Consider the following 17316-nt stretch of genomic DNA (forward strand, 5'->3'; position numbering starts at 1 on the left):
GGCTTTTGCTATTAGCAAAGGCTCTTTTTGGTTTTGGTAGTAGAGACGTAGCATCCTACGTCTGTACGGTAGCCAACATAAGTCCTGGTAGGTTTATAAATATAATTAAACATGTGATGCGATAAACCTGCGATTCCAATCAATGGCGATTTTCATTTAGAAGTCATTTCAAGAAGTTCGAATCGCACGTAACTGACAGCTTCATCGATAATTAAATTTAATTCTGAACTTGAAAAGTTCATGTTTAAAGCTACGTCATCGGCAAAATACGCTTCAATTATTGGAGATAATTCTCTCAATTCGTTACTATATTCATCAATTTTGTGCTTAATGATTGACTTTTTTATAGAAGAAGGTAACTCGCGTAAATCTTGTGTTTCTTCATATAGTTTTTTGATAATGAAATCTTCCATATGCCTTTTAAGGGTGAAAGCTGCTTTTAATTTCATTGGAGCATTAATGTTTGATAATTTTATAAAAAAAAACGAAACAAGGCTTTGCAGCCTTGTCTCTACCCAATTAAATATTTATAACTTATTCCGCCTCGCTGTTTTCTTCCTCTTCGGAATCAGGACGGTTTCTACGAGCCCTTATCTTGGTGTTAATGGTTTCTATGTAATGTGTAATTTTTGTGTAGGTTTCACCGAAAGTATCAGGTTGTACACGTTTCATCACCATTAAATAAGGTAGTAATTCGTTATTGAAAATATCAATCACCACTTTTTTCTGAATTGTTGAAGGGATCGTATCTTCCTTTAATGCTTGTATGTCTTGGTTTTTAAGATATAGTGTATTTAACTGGGTAGCAACCGTTTTTAGCTCCATTATTGGAGTAGTAACGCCTACCAATGATTCTACCACTGGTTTCATATCAGGTTTTTCGTATTCTTCCACTAATGAAAAAGCACGAGCTATCTCTTTTTCGTAACCCAATTTGTAGAAAGTACTATCGTAACTTTCTAATTTATCCAAGGCTTTTTCGGCGTTTTTGGCAATTGTTTCGTCAGAAGAGTAAGTGTTTGCTTCAATAAATTTTCTCAAACAAATTACTCTGTTGTCAAAATTAAGATCCAAGTTAGCCAATTCATTGGTGTACTCATGTTTTCTTTCTACACTTAAAGCTCCTGATAGAATTTTAGTTTCGGCAACCAATTTCGATTTTACTTCAGTTAAATAAGGATTTCCACTTAAATCGAGATCTTCCAGTCGTGTTAGTGAGCTAGTTGCGATGTGTTTTGCTTCATCGGCATCACATCGACTTAGGATTTTTGTTTCCATAATTCAATGTTTTGGTTTGTGATATAAGGTTTTGTATTATTGGGTAAATCTAAATTATGAAAGTAAAATGAATTTTAAAAGTTAATCAGTATAAAAATACTGATTTTAATATTTTAGCAAACTTGGCACGTTTGACAGCTTGATTTTATGAAAGTTATTCGTAATTTAAATGTTTTTTGTGTTTCGGTTTTTAATTTGTTTGGCAAAATATGCTTTACTCTAAGCGAGTGCAATAAACCCTTGACAAAACGCCCTCAATGAAAAAAGCTAGGTGAAATTACTTGACAAAATGTTCTCGACGGTTGGAGTTGGCAAAAAACAACGGACAAAACGCTCTCGACGGCTGGAGTTGCAAAATACCAATGGACAAAATGCTCTCGACAGCTAGAGTTGTCAAAATCCAATGGCAAAATGCTCTCGATGATCGGGGAGGGGAAAATTTCAATGGAAAAGAGCTCTCGACAGATAGTGAAAAGGAAAATCTGTTGGCAATTTGTTATTTGGGTAGAGACGTAGCATGCTACGTCTCTACGGTGTGGCATAAAAGAAAACCTGCCAGAATTTGTAATTCTGACAGGTTTATGTTAATGATATTTTGGAAAAATTTTAAAAATTAAATTTCAATTTCACACCAGTATCTCTGTGATGCTTGCCATCGAAACTCCAAACGACTTCAACATCCATGAAAAGGAAGATTTGTGATAATCCGTAACCCACTTCCCAATAGTTTTTCTTGTTTTCGTGAGTTAGGTAGTTTGCAAAAACTCTTTCCTGAATGGCCAATGAATTGTTCAAAATTGGCAAACGTTTCAGTAAGAATCGGTCAGACTCATATTGCAGGTGAGCCTCAAGATAATCTTCGGTGGTTGAGTGCTGATAGTAATCCAACAAACGGAAAGTGTTTAAACCACCGCCCAACATTACAGTAGGTTTGCTGGTATTAAAGTGTTTAAAATCCGAAAAGTGCATGTTGTCACTAGTTAGAAAGGTTCCTGCTTTCACGTTATAGGATATTCTATCATTAAATCCGGTTTCAAACTCTTGTCTAATCGAGGCTTCTAGCAAAGAGTAATCGGCTTCCGAATCGAAAACATCTTTAATGGCTTGTTTGTACCTTAAGCCGAATGTTGGTTGATTGTGATACCAGGTCATGCGTTTTACACCTTTTTCGATAGAATATCTATGGCGTGGCGTGTATTCCAATTTTGCTTCAACACTAAATGATTTGTTGTCCTGCACCAACATTGGATTTACTCCCTCAGGAATATTGATGGTATATTCATTATCATCAGGATCGGAAATGTACCATGAGTTGTTATTGTACAACTGCTTTCGATTTGCATATTCAACACTAGCAGATAATCTTAAACCATTTGCCAAATCGGTATTGTGCCAAATGTTGATGTAGTTTTTATCGTACAGTTTCATGTAATTGTCTTTAAAATACAATGAACTGATGGCATTCAGAAGTGGATCGATACCCGTTTTTTCATTAAAATCGACTGCTTTGCTTCCCAAACCAAAACCAATGTACGATCGTTTTAATCCGTTGTAACGATAATATGTGCTTAATGAATAATCGAGATGTTTTCTCGAAAAAGCATAGGTGAATTCCGGACTTAACGTGAACAAATGCCCCAAAGTGTCGGATTTGGTATATCGAAATGGTGCATTAAAAGTAAATCCCTGAACCGTATTGTATGATACTTTATCGAAACTTAATATTCCGGGGGTAGTGAAATTTGAGTTCGATTCTTTGTATTTGTATGTTTTACCGAAAAGCAAGTGGTCAAACTTAAACTTTCGATTGGCCATACGCACCGAATCCTTGTATTCAGGAGTGTTGCGAACGATTTCCATAGAGTCCTTTTTCTCGAAACTGATTTTTTCATCTTCCGATAAAGGAATTGGACGCATTTCTGCCCAATACAAAGAGTCTTTATCTTTGGCATCTTTGGCCATTTTTACCTTTTCAATTTTAATTTCCAATGGCTCTCGCACCTTTTCCTTATTAGGTTTTTCGGTATCTTTTTCCATTAGGCGAGCCAATTTGCGCATTTCGGAATTGCTCATGTCATCCTTTTCCAGAAGCGTTTGAATTTCTTGTTTGCGCTTTTGTTCTTTTACCGATAATACTTTCGATTCCTGATTGCCCAATTCTGCCACCTGTGCTTCTTCCTGTTTTTTAGAAATGTCTAGTTTTTTCAGGTAATCATGATCCAAATCGGGATTCAAAGTAATCTGATAATCTTTAATAGAGGCTACATACATGCCTTCCAACCCGAAACCCATGCCTTTAAATTGGATATTGAAATCGAAACTTACTGGCATCCAAATTTCTTCTTTTACCGGAGCATACAATTGGTGCATGTGCACATCAGTCATTGGTAAATTCAACTTTAAATCGGCAGAGTGAATGTTCCAGTAGTTTTCGGCAATATTGATATAACCGCGAAACAAATCTTTTCCTTTTCTTTTGGGTGTTACCTTAATTTTGTTGATCATTCGCCCTTGATCTTCAAAAACCGATTCAAGTTCGAAGCGGTACACTGCAAAAGCAGTTTTATCGAGCGGAGAGATGAATCCGTCATCTTTAGTATTGTACAAATTGGCAGTAATAAACTGCATAGGATCTGCTTGCTCACCCAAACCAGATGATCGTATGGAGATAACCTCTTCCTTCACCTTATCAGGCAATTCGAAGTGAATTTTCGAAATGTTTTCGGTTACGAAAGTTTTTCCTACAGTAATGCCTTCTTCTGCCAGTTTCTTTTTAAATAATCGGGGTACGCTGGTTACTTTTCCCGATCCTTTTAGGTAAACCATATTGTTGTATTGGCTAACCTGCTTGGTGTAATAATCGCCCATTGCAATGGCTTTTCGCATTACATAGTAAGCAGGATCCTCGCCGCTGGCCAGTACCTTCACCTCTTTTAGCTGGTAGGTTTGAGGAGCCAGGGCAACGTCCATGTTCAGGTCGTTTTCTGTCATGTTAACTACAACCTCTTTGGTTTGATATCCGAGGTATCGATAATGTAAATTCCATGTTCCTTTGGCAAGGTCCATATGGTATTCACCATCGATATTAGATGTGGTACCGGTTGCCAATTCTTTAATGTAAATGTTGGCAAACGGAATGGGTTTTCCTTCTAAATTGGTGATCTTACCGCTGATTTTTTGAGCATGTCCCGATAAAGAAATCAGGAAGAAGAGAATGATAGTGTAAAATTTTGTCATGTTTGGCTTTGTTTAATAAGTGTGTGACGGTTTAGTAGGTTTATTGTTACAGTTCTAACTTATATATGATGTTTGAAAGAATAGAAACACGTATTGGATCTAATTAAAAATGAATTTTTTAGATTATGGATTGCTTGCAAAGATTAATAGTATAAACAATCAAGTTAAGCGTGAATTTATGAAAATCATAGTTTTTTATTAAACGGTTTAAGAAGTTTTATGTTTTTTTAACAGCTTTAGAGGCATGTAATAACAAGAAATAATTTGCTACAAGTAACAGATTTCGGTGCTCTGCACCTAGATACACTTTTAGCTAAATAATTCTATAAATATTGCACAGCTCTGCTGCTTGTTTTATCTTTTTTAGTTGAATTTTCGTGTGGTGCAGAGCACCGAAAATATTTGTAGGCATCAGAATATATTATGGAAAGAGGTACAGCGTACCGAAATATTGGTTTGGCTAGTTAATTCATTAAAATCAATCATGAATTATATTGAAAAAAATGAACTTTTTGCACGTTTTATTGATAAAATCTGACAGAATTCTGCACTTTTTTCACCTTTCCTGTCTTAATGTCATAATTATTGTAATGGCACAGGCTTTGACTAAAGGCAAGAGTAAATTTGAAAATTAATCTTTAAAAACAATATAACTATGTCAACAGGAAAAATTGGTGTTACCAGTAACGATCTGTTTCCGATTATTAAAAAATTCTTGTATTCGGATCATGATATCTTTTTGAGAGAGATTGTATCCAATGCAGTAGATGCAACTCAAAAGTTGAAAACTTTAGCTTCAACTGGCGAATTCAAAGGAGAATTAGGTGACCTAACTGTTCGTGTGAACATTGATAAAGAAGCTAAAACCATTACGATTTCAGATAGTGGTATTGGTATGACTCAGGAAGAGATTGAGAAATACATCAATCAAATTGCATTTTCTGGAGCTGAAGAATTCCTTGATAAATACAAAGATCAGGCGAATGCCATTATTGGTCACTTTGGTTTAGGGTTCTACTCTTCATTCATGATATCTGATAAAGTAGATATTGTAACTCTTTCTCATAAAGAAGGAGCGAAGGCTGTAAAATGGAGCTGTGAAGGGAATCCGGAATACACACTTGAAGAAGTTGGGAAGGCAGAAAGAGGTACTGATATTGTAATGCATGTTTCTGAAGAAGAAAAAGACTTTTTGGAAGAAAGCCGTATTCAGGAATTGTTGAACAAGTACTGTAAATTCTTACCAATCGAGATTGCTTTCGGTAAAAAGAAAGAGTGGAAAGATGGTAAGGAAGAAGAAACAAATGAAGATAATGTAATCAATGATACAAACCCAGCTTGGACGAAGAAGCCAGCCGATTTGAAAGAAGAAGATTACGGAGATTTCTACAAGCAGTTGTACCCAATGGGTGAGGATCCATTGTTCCACATTCATTTAAATGTTGATTATCCTTTCAACCTAACAGGAATTCTATATTTCCCAAAAATCAAGAACAGTGTAGAAATTCAGAAGAACAAAATTCAGTTGTTCTGCAACCAGGTTTTTGTTACTGATTCGGTAGAAGGAATCGTTCCTGAATTCTTGACTTTATTACACGGAGTTATTGATTCACCAGATATTCCATTGAACGTATCTCGTTCTTACTTGCAGTCAGACGGAAATGTGAAGAAAATTTCGAATCACATTACCAAAAAAGTTGCTGATAGCTTAATGGACATCTTCAAAAAAGATCGTACCGAGTTTGAAAGCAAATGGGATGATCTTCGTATGTTCGTTGAATACGGAATGTTGACTGAAGAGAAATTCTTCGACAGAGCCAAGAAATTCTTCTTAATTAAGAATACCGAAGGAAAGTATTTCACTTTGGAAGAGTACGAAGCAATCATCAAGGAAAATCAAACAGATAAAGACAATAATATCATTAATCTTTATGCAACCGATATGGATGCTCAGTTCTCGTATGTTGAGGCTGCCAAAGCTAAAGGATATGATGTATTGTTGATGGATAGTCAGTTGGACAATCACATTATCAACCACCTGGAGCAGAAAGAAACCAACAAGAAATATGTTCGTGTTGATTCTGATGTAGTTGACAAGTTGATCCAAAAAGATGAAGTAAAAGAATCGAAATTATCAGAAGAAGAAAAAACTGATTTGATTCCTGTATTCAACTCGCAATTGCCAACCGAAGGAGTGAATTATATGGTTACTTTCGAATCCTTAGGAGAGGAAGCACAACCATTAATGATTACTCAGGCTGAATTTATGCGTCGTATGAAAGACATGGCAGCTATGAATGCTGGAATGGGATTCTATGGTGAAATGCCAGATTCTTACAATTTGGTTGTAAATACCGATCACGAATTGGTGGGCACCATTTTGAAAGATAAGGATGCAAAGCTAAGTGATAAGCTTACGGATGTTTCAGCAAAGCTGACTCCACTTTTCGAAGAGAGAGATGCTTTGGAAGCTTTGAAGAAAGACAAGAAAGAAGAAGAAGTTCCTCAGGAGGAAAAGGATAAAATGACCGACATCCAGAAGCAAATTACCGAGGTAAATGCTGAGAAAGAAGGTTTATTAAATGAGTTTGGTAAAGATAACCAATTGGTAAAACAGTTGATCGACCTTGCATTGTTGGCTAACAACATGTTAAAAGGTGAGGAGCTTGCTAAATTTGTGAAGCGTAGCGTTGATATGATTAAATAAGAAACATCATCTCATATATAGTAACAGCCGGACTTTACAAGTCCGGCTGTTTTTTTTGTTTATTCGTGCTTTGCATTATCATTTTATTTGATTGGGAATGAGTACGTAAAATATTGTGCCTTCATTACGTATTGATTCGAACCAAATTTTACCTCCCAATAACTTTGACAGTTCTTTTGAAATGGACAAGCCCAGACCTGTGCCTCCGTAGTTTCGGGTATGATCTTCTTCTACTTGCCTGAATCTACCAAAGATCTCCTTACTCATATCTGGAGGGATGCCGATACCAGTATCTTGTACAAAAAACTGGATACCAATATTTTCCTTTATGTCAAAACCAAAAGAGATTGATCCTTCTAAGGTGAACTTAATAGCATTTTCTACAATATTTGAAAGTATTTGTTTGATTCGAACTCTATCAGAGTTGATTTGTATTTCTGAAAGTTCAGGTTTTAGATCAAGAATGAGTTGTAAATGACTTTTGGTTTTTTCGTTTAATTGCTCTAATGAGGCAGTATAAATTTCATTTAGCAGATCAGCTACATTAAATTTGGTTTTATTAATAACAAGTTGACCTATCTCAATCTTTGAAAAATCCAGTATGTCATTTATAATTCGAACCAACTGATTGCTGTTTTGATTAATGATATTAATAAATTTATCTTTTTTCTCAGGCTTAAGATTGTCGGAGGTTAAAAGACTCGAAAATCCAAGAATACCATTAAGAGGAGTTCTGATTTCGTGACTCATGTTTGCCAGAAAGGCTGATTTTAGCCTGTCACTCTCTTCAGCTTTATGCTTTGCTTTAATCAGTTGCTCTTCATATTCTTTTAGGGCTGTAACATCTTCAATAAACCCTTCTATATAAAGAGGATTTTGAAAGGAATCTCTTACCAATCTTGCGTTGATATTTCCAGTCCATATTTCTCCTGTTTTTCTTCTGAGTTTTTCTGAATAGGTTGTTAATTTACCAACCTTCATTAATTTATCAATGATTAATTTTCTTCGTTCAGGATAAAGATATATTTCATGAGTCTTTTTATTAGCAGAAGAGAGAACTTCTTCAGGATGATCATAGCCTATCATTTTAGCAAGTGCTCTATTGATGTTGATAAATTTTCCATCCAATGTAGTTTGAAAAATTCCTAGGACTCCCTGATCGAAAATTGTTCTAAATTTTTCTTCAGATTTTTTTAAATTTTCCTCTGCTTCTTTTAAATGTGATATGTCTCTAACCGATTCTATGGCTCCATACATTTTACCTTTTTCATTGATTAGAGGTGAGGCTGTTACTCTTACTGTAGCACCTTTTCCACCATATAAGGAAGGTACATATACTTCACCCATTATGTATTGGCCTTTTTCACTTACATTATTGTACTTGTCTTTTAGTGCTGAATCATCATTACCTATCAGGTCAATAAGTATAGGACGGCGCGTACCATAAAACGGAATAGAATACTCATAGTTTCCTTTGCCTAGCATATCAGACTTCGAAATGAATGTCATATCTTCCAAAGCACGATTCCAGGCAATCACTTTTTTTTCCTTGTCAATTACAAAAGTGGCATCAGGTAAAAATTCGATGATGTCTGTCAATTGACGATGAGCTTTTGCTAATTCCGTTTCAGCTTTTTTACGTTTTCTGATATCGGTAATAAAGGAAAGAACGTAGTCTTCGTTTTCAACCACGATTTTTCTCATTCTAACAATGCTTGGGATTTTTTTGCCAGATTTACTCTGAAGACACCATTCGAATTCATTTCCTCCTCTATTCAGAGCAGTTTTTATTTTTTCCAAAGCCTCTTCTTGTGAATAAGGAGGAGTGCTTAATGTTTGAATATTTACCTCAAGAATTTCCTCTCTGGAATAGCCTAATAAATCTTCACAAGTCTTATTTATAGATTGTATTTCTCCATTTGGGCAATGCACAAGTATGGCATCTGGTGAGTGTTCTTTCAACTGATTTAGGAAATAGCTTGTGTATTCTAACTTAGCATTTTGTTCAATTAGATTCTTTTGGGTTTGTTTTTGTTTGTTATATATGGCTTGCAACTTGTCAGCCATTAAATTAAAAGCAGCTTCCAATATGCCAATTTCATCTCTTGATTTATGAGGAATTCTGTAGCTAAAATTCTCTTTCCCAAATTCTTTGGTTCCAATGATTAGGTTTTCTAGTTTCGAGCTTAAGTATACCGAAATACCTATAGAAACAAGAATAACAAGTATGAATACAATTGCTGCTATCAGGCCGAAATTTTTCTTGGTACTTACTGCAAAATTAAGAATGTAGTTTCTACTTTGATCTAAACTTTGATTCATAGATTCATTCCCCTTAGCAATTATTTCACCGGTCTTTTGTTCTGTAGCTATAGCTGCTTTGTGAAATTCTTTTACATCGGCGCCAAGACAAACAATTCCAAAGCCACGTTTTGATTTTGCATATCTCCCCGTGTAGTATGGTATAGGAGAGACAGCGGTTAGTTTCCATTTTTTGTCCCAGTAATATTGATAGGAGCCTGAACCTCCATTCTTTGTTATTTGGAATAGTCCATATCCTGTCCACATTGGTTCGTTTGAGTAGCGCATATCGAGTCCCATTTGGGCAGAATCAAGTTGTTGTTTTTTGGATGGCTTTTTCAATTGTTTTGGATTTTGCCATTTGGGGATACTTTTTAGGAAAGTATATGCGTCGGTAATTTTAGAAGCTTTCCATTTTTCATATAATTCATGATCCATCCAAGGAGCAACTCGTTTCCCGGTTTGTGGATCGTAGCCCATGATGTAGTAGTTTTTTGGATGGCTAACTATAAGTCCGTCATTACTCCAAATATAACAGTAATTGGCAGTTTCTGAATTTGGGATATCCCTTTTTTCACCCATTATCGGAGATGTGTAATCTGTAAATTCTTGAATGTGTCGGTGATTAAGGGCAATAGAAATATAGCCAATCTTAATGTTGTTTTGATAATAGGGAGTTACCAGGCGAATAATGCCTTCAAATCTTTTTCCTTTTGGATTTTCAATTCCTGCGAAAGCAGATTTTTCAGGATTAAAATTTGCTCCTGCTTTTTTTGCATTCTCTTTATTGTAAATCCCACGAATACGTGAGCCAACGTAAGCACCAATAAGCTGACTAATGTAAATTTCACCTTTTTTTAGATTTTGTATTTCACTAAAATAGTTCTCCGATTGGATGTAGGTGTTTTTCTTGTAACGGATATTATTCAAGCTGTTTGAAATATCCCCAAACTTTATTTTTTCTTGTCCCGACAGGTCGAAGAAGCTAATTTCCCTGTATATGGGAATTTCGCGAGTATTAATGCTGTAGGGAGGATTGTAATTGAAAAAGTGTTCATTTTGTTCCAGAGGAATTGGAATTGTATCAGATTTTTGAGGAGGTGTTGATTTGATTTTCCACTTGTGAAAAATTTCATCGTAGAAATATTCGCCTTGAATACGGATGTGCGAGGTTCTCTGATTTAGGAAGTTTTCAAAATTTTTATTTGAAAGAGGAAGGTTTGCTAATAGTAGAAGATCGTCATCGCGTTGGTATAAAAACTGAGCAATTTCATTGGCTATGTTATTTCCGTAATGTTCAATGTACTTTTGATATTCTAGATCCAGTTCATTAATATGATTCTGTATAGCTTTGTGCGATAATTCTTGATAGGACCGTTTGTTTTGCTGAAAGGTGTTCTCAAGATTGGAAAGTAAGCTATTTTTCAGTGAATCAGCACCATTTAAAGTAATAAATGTAATGGCGAGAATAGCAAATAGATTGATTGCAGTTAGTAATAAAATTAGTTTTGATTTAATAGGTAGACTATTTATCCAATGTAATATTCTACTTAAGAGGGGAGACCTGATTAGCATGATAGTAAAGACTAGGGGTTTGCTGTAATTTACAATTAAAATGTAAGTATAGCAATTCAAATCTTAACAAAGAATCATGCATAACTTATAGGAATATAGATGTTTCCTATAGAAAAAGAGAGGAGAGATGGTTATAAGATTTTTGTATTCCGATAGAAATGGAATTTTCGGAATACAAAAATCATTTATAGAAGATTATTTACGTCTTTTCTTTTTATTTCTCTTTTGAGCTTCTAATTGCTTTTGTCGGCCTTTCGAACCTGAAGGAGTTTTCATGTTCTTGGCTTTTTTCTGATGGAAGGCCCCGGTATCACGTCTGATCGTATTTTTTACCTTGATATTTCTAGTTTGCTTTTTCTCATCTTCCAAAAGTTGTGAAGTGATCTCAACGTCTAAAGGAACAGATTCAAGAGAAACGGGTTTGCGAATCAATTCTTCGATCTTTTCCATCAATTCTTCTTCGCCTTCGTTTACAAAGCTAATTGCGGTACCTTCTTTTTCCGCACGACCAGTTCTACCTACACGGTGAACATACTCTACATAGTTGGTAGGAATATCGAAGTTGATTACATGGCTCACATCTTCAATATCGATACCACGAGCTGCAACATCCGAAGAAACCATTACTCTTGCTCTTCCTTCTTTAAAAGCATTCAGAGCATTGATACGAGTATTTTGAGCTTTGTTGGAGTGAATCACACTTAGTTCTTCCCCAAGAATTTCTTCTAATCTGTCTACAATTCGGTCAGCATTTTTCTTGGTTTCAGTAAAAACCATCACCTTGTTGAATTCTTCTTTGTCCTCCAATAGGTGCTTTAACAAGTTCACCTTACTTAAAATGTTAGGAACACGATACTGAATTTGATGTATGTTCTTTACGGTTGTTGCCTGTGGAGCAACTTCAATTCTTTCCGGTAGAAATAAGAAGTCATCCGACATTTTAGCCACTGTATCCGAAAAAGTTGCTGAGAACAATAGGTTTTGATGCTTTTCAGGTAAGATATCAAAAATGGCATTCAATTGAGGCATGAATCCAAGATCCATCATTTTGTCAGCTTCGTCAATCACCAAAGTTCTAACTTGAGACATTTTCAAAACTCTTGTCATGTATATATCCATCAAACGACCAGGAGTCGCAACCAAAATATCTACACCATCATAAACCTTTTCTTTCTGAGTATTGATATTTACACCACCATAAATTCCCAAAGTGCGAATATCCATATAAGGAGTTAATAACTCAATGGTTTCGCAAACCTGCAAAACCAACTCTCTGGTTGGAACAACGATCAATGCACGAGGATCCATTCCTTTTGCAAAGTTCAATTTCATCAATATTGGCATCAAGTAAGCCAAAGTTTTACCAGTACCGGTTTGTGCAATACCAATAATATCTTTCCCCGAACGAACAGGAGAAAATACCTGGTGTTGAATTTCAGTAGGTTTTTCAAATCCGGCTTCATCCAAAGCCATTCTAATTTGCTTACTTAGTTTGATATCGTCAAATGAAATCATTGCTCAAATTTTTTAAAAAAGTTCCGCAAAAATAGGGAATTTTTAGCGAATGTATGAAATTGTTAATGTGGAAATGTATTCAATAAATTACTCATTGTATATCAATGTCTTAATTCCAAATTGTGCCCACTTCGTTTTTTAAACTTGCTATGGATTTGTCAATTTCAGGATTCTGAATCTGCATATGCGATTCAATAACGGCCTTACTCAATCCAAGAGAGGAGTCGGTTGGAATCAATTGTGATGCCTCCGAATTGATAAGTTGAATAATATTTTCCTTTGCAGCTTTTATTTGTTTCCACAATTCACCAGAAACATACATTTGTTGCGATAAATTGTGTTCGAATTCTGTTCTAATGGCAGCAACCAATTTTTGTTGTAATTGCTGATTGTTCAAGCCCACAACATTCTCACGTACGATTAAGGATTCAGGATGAATTCTCTCTAAAAAGATAATTAATCGTTCATAGGCTTGTAATCGAATGGGCGTGATTTCTTTTTGATTGTTTAGAAAGATTTCTTGTTTTCTTTTTTGTTCATCTCTTTTAAAAAAAGCTTTTATTACGAAGTACGCCGTTGCAAAAACAACCAAGGATGGCAATATATATTTACTTATCTCAAGAATACCTGTCATTTTTTTAGGTTTTAGTTTAAAATTTTGTTTTTAGTTCATCCCCTGTGTGTTTAAAAACAGTATCTTTACATGCAGTAAGCAAAATTTTGTAAAAACCACTATATTTTGTTTACAGGGGGACATTATTTTAACAAAAGTATTAACCAAATTTTTAAATCCCTAAATTAAATTTAGAATGTTGAAAGTTTCGGACCGTATTGCAGCGATGGAATTATCTCCAACGCTTGCTATGTCACAGAAAAGTAGAGAAATGAAAGCTCAGGGAATCGATGTGATTAACCTGAGTGTTGGCGAACCTGATTTTGAAACCCCTGATCATATCAAGAAAGCAGCGCAGAAGGCAATAGATGATAATTATTCACATTATTCGCCAGTTCCTGGGTTTCTTGAGTTGCGTCAGGCTGTTGTAAATAAGTTAAAACGTGAGAATGGCTTAGATTATACAACAGATCAAATTGTAGTATCAAACGGAGCGAAACAGTCAATTGCCAATGCAATGATGAGCATTGTGAACAAAGGAGATGAGGTAATCATTCCTTCGCCATTTTGGGTAAGTTACAGTGAAATTGTAAAACTTGCTGAAGGAACAAGTGTCTTTATTCCAACTAGCATTGAACAGGACTTTAAAATTACTCCTGATCAGCTTGAAAAGGCGATTACTTCTAAAACCAAGGCATTTTTGTTCAGTTCACCAAGTAATCCAACGGGAAGTCTGTATTCAAAGGAAGAGTTGCGTGCTCTTGCTGATGTTTTTGCAAAGTATCCGGACATCGTAATCATGTCTGATGAAATTTATGAGCACATCAATTACGTAGGTTCGCACGAAAGTATGGCTCAATTTGCCGATATGAAAGATCGTGTTGTTGTGATAAATGGTGTTTCGAAAGGATACGCAATGACCGGATGGCGAATTGGATATATTGCTGCTCCGTTATGGATTGCAAAAGCATGTGGTAAACTACAAGGTCAGATGACTTCTGGAGCTTCTTCTATTGCTCAAATGGCTTCAGTTGCAGCTTTAGACGGTGATCAGTCGAGTGTTGTATCCATGAGAACTGCTTTTAAGAAGCGAAGAGATTTAGCCTTGTCGCAGCTTAAAGAAATAACTGGTTTTGAAATTCGTGAACCGAAAGGTGCTTTTTACCTGTTTCCACAGGTGAGCCAGTTGTTTGGAAAATCAAATGGTAGCCTAACCATAAATAATGCAACGGATTTGAGTTTGTATTTATTGGAGTCGGCAAATGTTGCGACCGTAACAGGTGAAGCTTTTGGAGCTCCTGAGTGTTTGCGATTATCTTATGCTACCAGCGAAGAGCAAATGGCAGAGGCGATTCGAAGAATTAAATCAGCGATAGAGAATCTGAAATAGTATTATAAGCATATATGATGAAGCCAGTACAAAATGTACTGGCTTTTTTTGTGTCAATAATTAATTGTTAAAAAATCATAAAAAATAAAATGATAGGTAGGGGAATGCATAGTTAAAATGGTTTAGCAATAAACTACAATCATGAAACACAAAAGCTTATCAATCTTACTGATTGTCTTATTGACAAGCAATTTTTTAATGGGACAACATGTTTATCATTCCTACGATAGACAAAAAACATCCGAAAAATTAACCGATCAAACTGGAAAAGTAGAATCAAAAGGAGATAATTTTGAGGTGGGATTCCACTATGGACCTGCATGGACTTCTGGAGATACAAAGGACTTTGCAAGACGAGGAAATGCCTTTAGTATGAATATTGGGACCAATAATGGTAGAGTATATTTCGGTACGGAGTTTAGTATTACCAGTTGGAAAGATTACCAGGAAATACCTGAAGCTAAAGAATTGAATTTTAATGAAACAAACTTTCTATGGTTAGTGCAAACGAAGCTGTTTTTAGGGGAAGGAAATGTGCAGCCGTATATTGGTTGTGGAACAGATTTGATAAGTTTTGGTGAAGCCATATTAACAGCGGAAGATGAGGACGAAGACCATTACCATTCCAGTTATTATGAGGAAGAAAAGAACTATAATACATGGTTTGTTCCTAGTTTCGGTTTAAGATGGAAAATGAGCAAGGATTTAAGTGGTAGTGTAGGTCTAAGTGCTGACTTATCAAGAAGTTATAGTTGTGCGAGATTACAAGTAGGTATTGTTTTTTAATTTATTTGTGGTATGTTTTTTCAAAAAAATAGTCTTCTGTTGGTTCTGTTAATGTTTTGCTGGCTAACATCCCAATCCCAAGAGAAATACTATCAATATTCAAAAAGTACGAGTAAAAATAAAGTAGATCTTGATTTGATAACAGAGTTTGAAATTGGCTTTCATGCAGGACCGAACTGGACAATAGGGAATACAAGAAAAATAGCCAGTTTTGGTCAGGTTTACAGTCTGAATATGGGGTGGAATGATGGAAAGTTTTACTTTGGAACAGAATTTAATTTAAGGTTTTGGGATGAAATATTAAATGATTCCAAAGCCAATCGAGTTGATTTCAATAATCAACAATTCCTTTGGTTGTTGCATATAAAGTATTATGTGATAAAAGGTGATGTACAGCCTTTCCTGGGCGTTGGAACGGATTTTTTGTCACTTATAGATCATGCAATAAATCCATCTGATGATGATTATACTGATTATAGATATCATGAAAGACAAAAGTTTCTAAATTATAACGCATGGTTTGTACCAACAGCGGGTGTTCGAATTAAAATAAGAAGGTACATGTTTGCAGAAATAAGTTCAACGCTCGATATTTCTGACAATTACAATTCGATGCGACTGCAAGTTGGTTTTATTTATCAACCACAGTTTTAAAACAAAAAAACTCCCCCAAAATTTTGGAGGAGTTTTGTATATCTGGTATTGATTTACTTACGAATATAATTCTTTTAAACGTTTTGCCATACCATCTGCTAAAGCTTCACACTGATCGAAATCTTCTTGTCCTGGAGCACATAATGCTTCAGGAGTAACTTCGATGGTTTCCCATTTAATGTTTTCAGCAAATTTATTCAAACGCTTAAGGCCACCGCCTCCCCACGATTTAGATCCGAATACACCAAGTACATGATCTTTAACTCCCATGTGCTCTAATTCGTTGATTAAAGTTTCCATGGTTGGGAAAACATCACCATTGTATGCGCAACTACCCAAAATTACCCCACGATATCTGAAAATATCATTGATGATGTATGATGGGTGAGTTTTTGATGAATCGTGAATACGGATTTTCTTGATTCCTTTTTTTACCAAATGACGCGCAATGTTATCAGCCATTTTCTCTGTGTTACCATACATCGATGAATAAACGATTACACATCCTTCATCAGTTTTGTACTGGCTCCACTTGTCGTATTTGGCAACAATATCAGCAATGTGAGTTCTCCAGATCGGACCGTGAGTAGCACAGATCATCTTAATTTCAAGGCCACCTAACTTTTTCAATGCATTTTGAGTTGGACGACCATATTTACCAACAATATTTGAATAGTAACGGCTAATTTCTTCTTCTAAGTAATCTAAATCAAGCTCGTCGTCGAAAATACCACCATCAAGGGTACCGAAAGCACCAAAAGCATCACCCGAGAATAGGATTCCATTGTTTGATTCGAAAGTTACCATAGTTTCTGGCCAGTGTAACATAGGAACCATGTAGAAATTCAGCTTGTGTTCACCCAAATCGATGCTATCACCTTCTCTAACTTCCATTAAATTGTCTTTAACACCGTAATAACGCTCCAACATAGGGAAGGTTTTCTTGTTTCCAACAATTTTCATTTCTGGATAGCGCTCTACCAACGAACGAATAGAACCAGAGTGGTCAGGTTCCATATGATTCACAATTAGGTAATCTGCCTTACGACCATCAAGTACTTCCTCGATATTGTCAAGGTATTCATCCATTGTACCTTTTTCAACTGTATCAACAATGGCTACCTTCTCATCTACAATCACATATGAGTTATAAGCAACACCCTTTGGCAATGGCCAGTAGTTCTCAAAAATATGGGTTCTACGGTCATTTGTTCCTACCCAATAAATCTTCTCAGTAATGTTGTTCTTATTGTGCATTTC

Annotated in this window: 11 protein-coding genes; 4 read left to right on the forward strand and 7 right to left on the reverse strand. The window is 35.5% G+C overall.

All coding sequences use genetic code 11. From position 1 onward, the window contains the following. Positions 1-152: 152 nt before the first annotated feature. The 3 genes from BXY64_RS07420 to BXY64_RS07435 form a co-directional block, all read right to left on the reverse strand. A complete protein-coding gene (locus BXY64_RS07420) occupies positions 153-449 on the reverse strand; it encodes a hypothetical protein (RefSeq protein WP_120239257.1) in 297 nt (98 codons plus the stop codon). A gap of 85 nt (positions 450-534) precedes the next feature. Then, entirely contained in the window at positions 535-1278 is a 744-nt protein-coding gene (locus BXY64_RS07425; RefSeq protein WP_120239258.1) for a DUF6261 family protein, read from the reverse strand. Between the two features lie 606 nt (positions 1279-1884). Beyond that, the gene (locus BXY64_RS07435; protein ID WP_120239260.1) at positions 1885-4515 is read right to left on the reverse strand and encodes a DUF5686 and carboxypeptidase regulatory-like domain-containing protein; all 2631 of its coding nucleotides are present in this window, start codon (positions 4513-4515) and stop codon (positions 1885-1887) included. 655 nt (positions 4516-5170) lie between these two features. Between BXY64_RS07435 and htpG the strand changes: the two genes are divergently transcribed. Then, on the forward strand, positions 5171-7222 hold the full coding sequence (gene htpG, locus BXY64_RS07440) for a molecular chaperone HtpG (protein WP_120239261.1): 2052 nt from the start codon (positions 5171-5173) through the stop codon (positions 7220-7222). A gap of 78 nt (positions 7223-7300) precedes the next feature. On the opposite strand, the gene BXY64_RS07445 is transcribed toward htpG, so the two are convergent. The 3 genes from BXY64_RS07445 to BXY64_RS07455 all read right to left on the reverse strand — a co-directional run bounded on the left by BXY64_RS07445 (position 7301) and on the right by BXY64_RS07455 (position 13247). Continuing rightward, entirely contained in the window at positions 7301-11098 is a 3798-nt protein-coding gene (locus BXY64_RS07445; protein WP_120239262.1) for a sensor histidine kinase, read from the reverse strand. 195 nt (positions 11099-11293) lie between these two features. Further along, positions 11294-12613: a DEAD/DEAH box helicase gene (locus BXY64_RS07450; RefSeq protein ID WP_211334426.1), complete on the reverse strand. Its 1320-nt coding sequence runs from the start codon at positions 12611-12613 to the stop codon at positions 11294-11296. A gap of 109 nt (positions 12614-12722) precedes the next feature. Further along, a complete protein-coding gene (locus BXY64_RS07455) occupies positions 12723-13247 on the reverse strand; it encodes a DUF7935 family protein (RefSeq protein ID WP_120239263.1) in 525 nt (174 codons plus the stop codon). A gap of 175 nt (positions 13248-13422) precedes the next feature. Here BXY64_RS07455 and BXY64_RS07460 point away from each other — a divergent pair, with 175 nt between their 5' ends. From BXY64_RS07460 to BXY64_RS07470, 3 genes are all read left to right on the forward strand, one after another. Next, the gene (locus tag BXY64_RS07460; protein ID WP_120239264.1) at positions 13423-14616 is read left to right on the forward strand and encodes a pyridoxal phosphate-dependent aminotransferase; all 1194 of its coding nucleotides are present in this window, start codon (positions 13423-13425) and stop codon (positions 14614-14616) included. A gap of 141 nt (positions 14617-14757) precedes the next feature. Continuing rightward, positions 14758-15402 carry a hypothetical protein gene (locus BXY64_RS07465; RefSeq protein ID WP_147375940.1) on the forward strand — a complete coding sequence of 215 codons (645 nt, stop codon included), beginning with the start codon at positions 14758-14760 and terminating at the stop codon, positions 15400-15402. 12 nt (positions 15403-15414) lie between these two features. Next, positions 15415-16056 (forward strand): hypothetical protein, encoded by a 642-nt coding sequence (locus BXY64_RS07470; protein ID WP_120239266.1) that lies wholly within the window; start codon positions 15415-15417, stop codon positions 16054-16056. A gap of 57 nt (positions 16057-16113) precedes the next feature. Here BXY64_RS07470 and BXY64_RS07475 read toward each other — a convergent pair whose 3' ends face one another. Continuing rightward, positions 16114-17313 carry an FprA family A-type flavoprotein gene (locus tag BXY64_RS07475; RefSeq protein ID WP_120239267.1) on the reverse strand — a complete coding sequence of 400 codons (1200 nt, stop codon included), beginning with the start codon at positions 17311-17313 and terminating at the stop codon, positions 16114-16116. Between the last annotated feature and the right edge of the window lie 3 nt (positions 17314-17316).

This window comes from Marinifilum flexuosum (assembly GCF_003610555.1).
Taxonomy (GTDB): domain Bacteria; phylum Bacteroidota; class Bacteroidia; order Bacteroidales; family Marinifilaceae; genus Marinifilum; species Marinifilum flexuosum.

Excerpts from the sequence above, each read along its gene's own strand:
- BXY64_RS07465 (WP_147375940.1), top strand. The coding sequence starts at position 14,758 with ATGAAACACAAAAGCTTATCAATCTTACTGATTGTCTTATTGACAAGC.
- BXY64_RS07470 (WP_120239266.1), top strand. The coding sequence starts at position 15,415 with ATGTTTTTTCAAAAAAATAGTCTTCTGTTGGTTCTGTTAATGTTTTGC.
- BXY64_RS07450 (WP_211334426.1), bottom strand. The coding sequence starts at position 12,613 with ATGATTTCATTTGACGATATCAAACTAAGTAAGCAAATTAGAATGGCT.
- BXY64_RS07455 (WP_120239263.1), bottom strand. The coding sequence starts at position 13,247 with ATGACAGGTATTCTTGAGATAAGTAAATATATATTGCCATCCTTGGTT.
- BXY64_RS07420 (WP_120239257.1), bottom strand. The coding sequence starts at position 449 with ATGAAATTAAAAGCAGCTTTCACCCTTAAAAGGCATATGGAAGATTTC.
- BXY64_RS07460 (WP_120239264.1), top strand. The coding sequence starts at position 13,423 with ATGTTGAAAGTTTCGGACCGTATTGCAGCGATGGAATTATCTCCAACG.
- BXY64_RS07435 (WP_120239260.1), bottom strand. The coding sequence starts at position 4,515 with ATGACAAAATTTTACACTATCATTCTCTTCTTCCTGATTTCTTTATCG.
- BXY64_RS07445 (WP_120239262.1), bottom strand. The coding sequence starts at position 11,098 with ATGCTAATCAGGTCTCCCCTCTTAAGTAGAATATTACATTGGATAAAT.
- BXY64_RS07425 (WP_120239258.1), bottom strand. The coding sequence starts at position 1,278 with ATGGAAACAAAAATCCTAAGTCGATGTGATGCCGATGAAGCAAAACAC.
- htpG (WP_120239261.1), top strand. The coding sequence starts at position 5,171 with ATGTCAACAGGAAAAATTGGTGTTACCAGTAACGATCTGTTTCCGATT.
- BXY64_RS07475 (WP_120239267.1), bottom strand. The coding sequence starts at position 17,313 with ATGCACAATAAGAACAACATTACTGAGAAGATTTATTGGGTAGGAACA.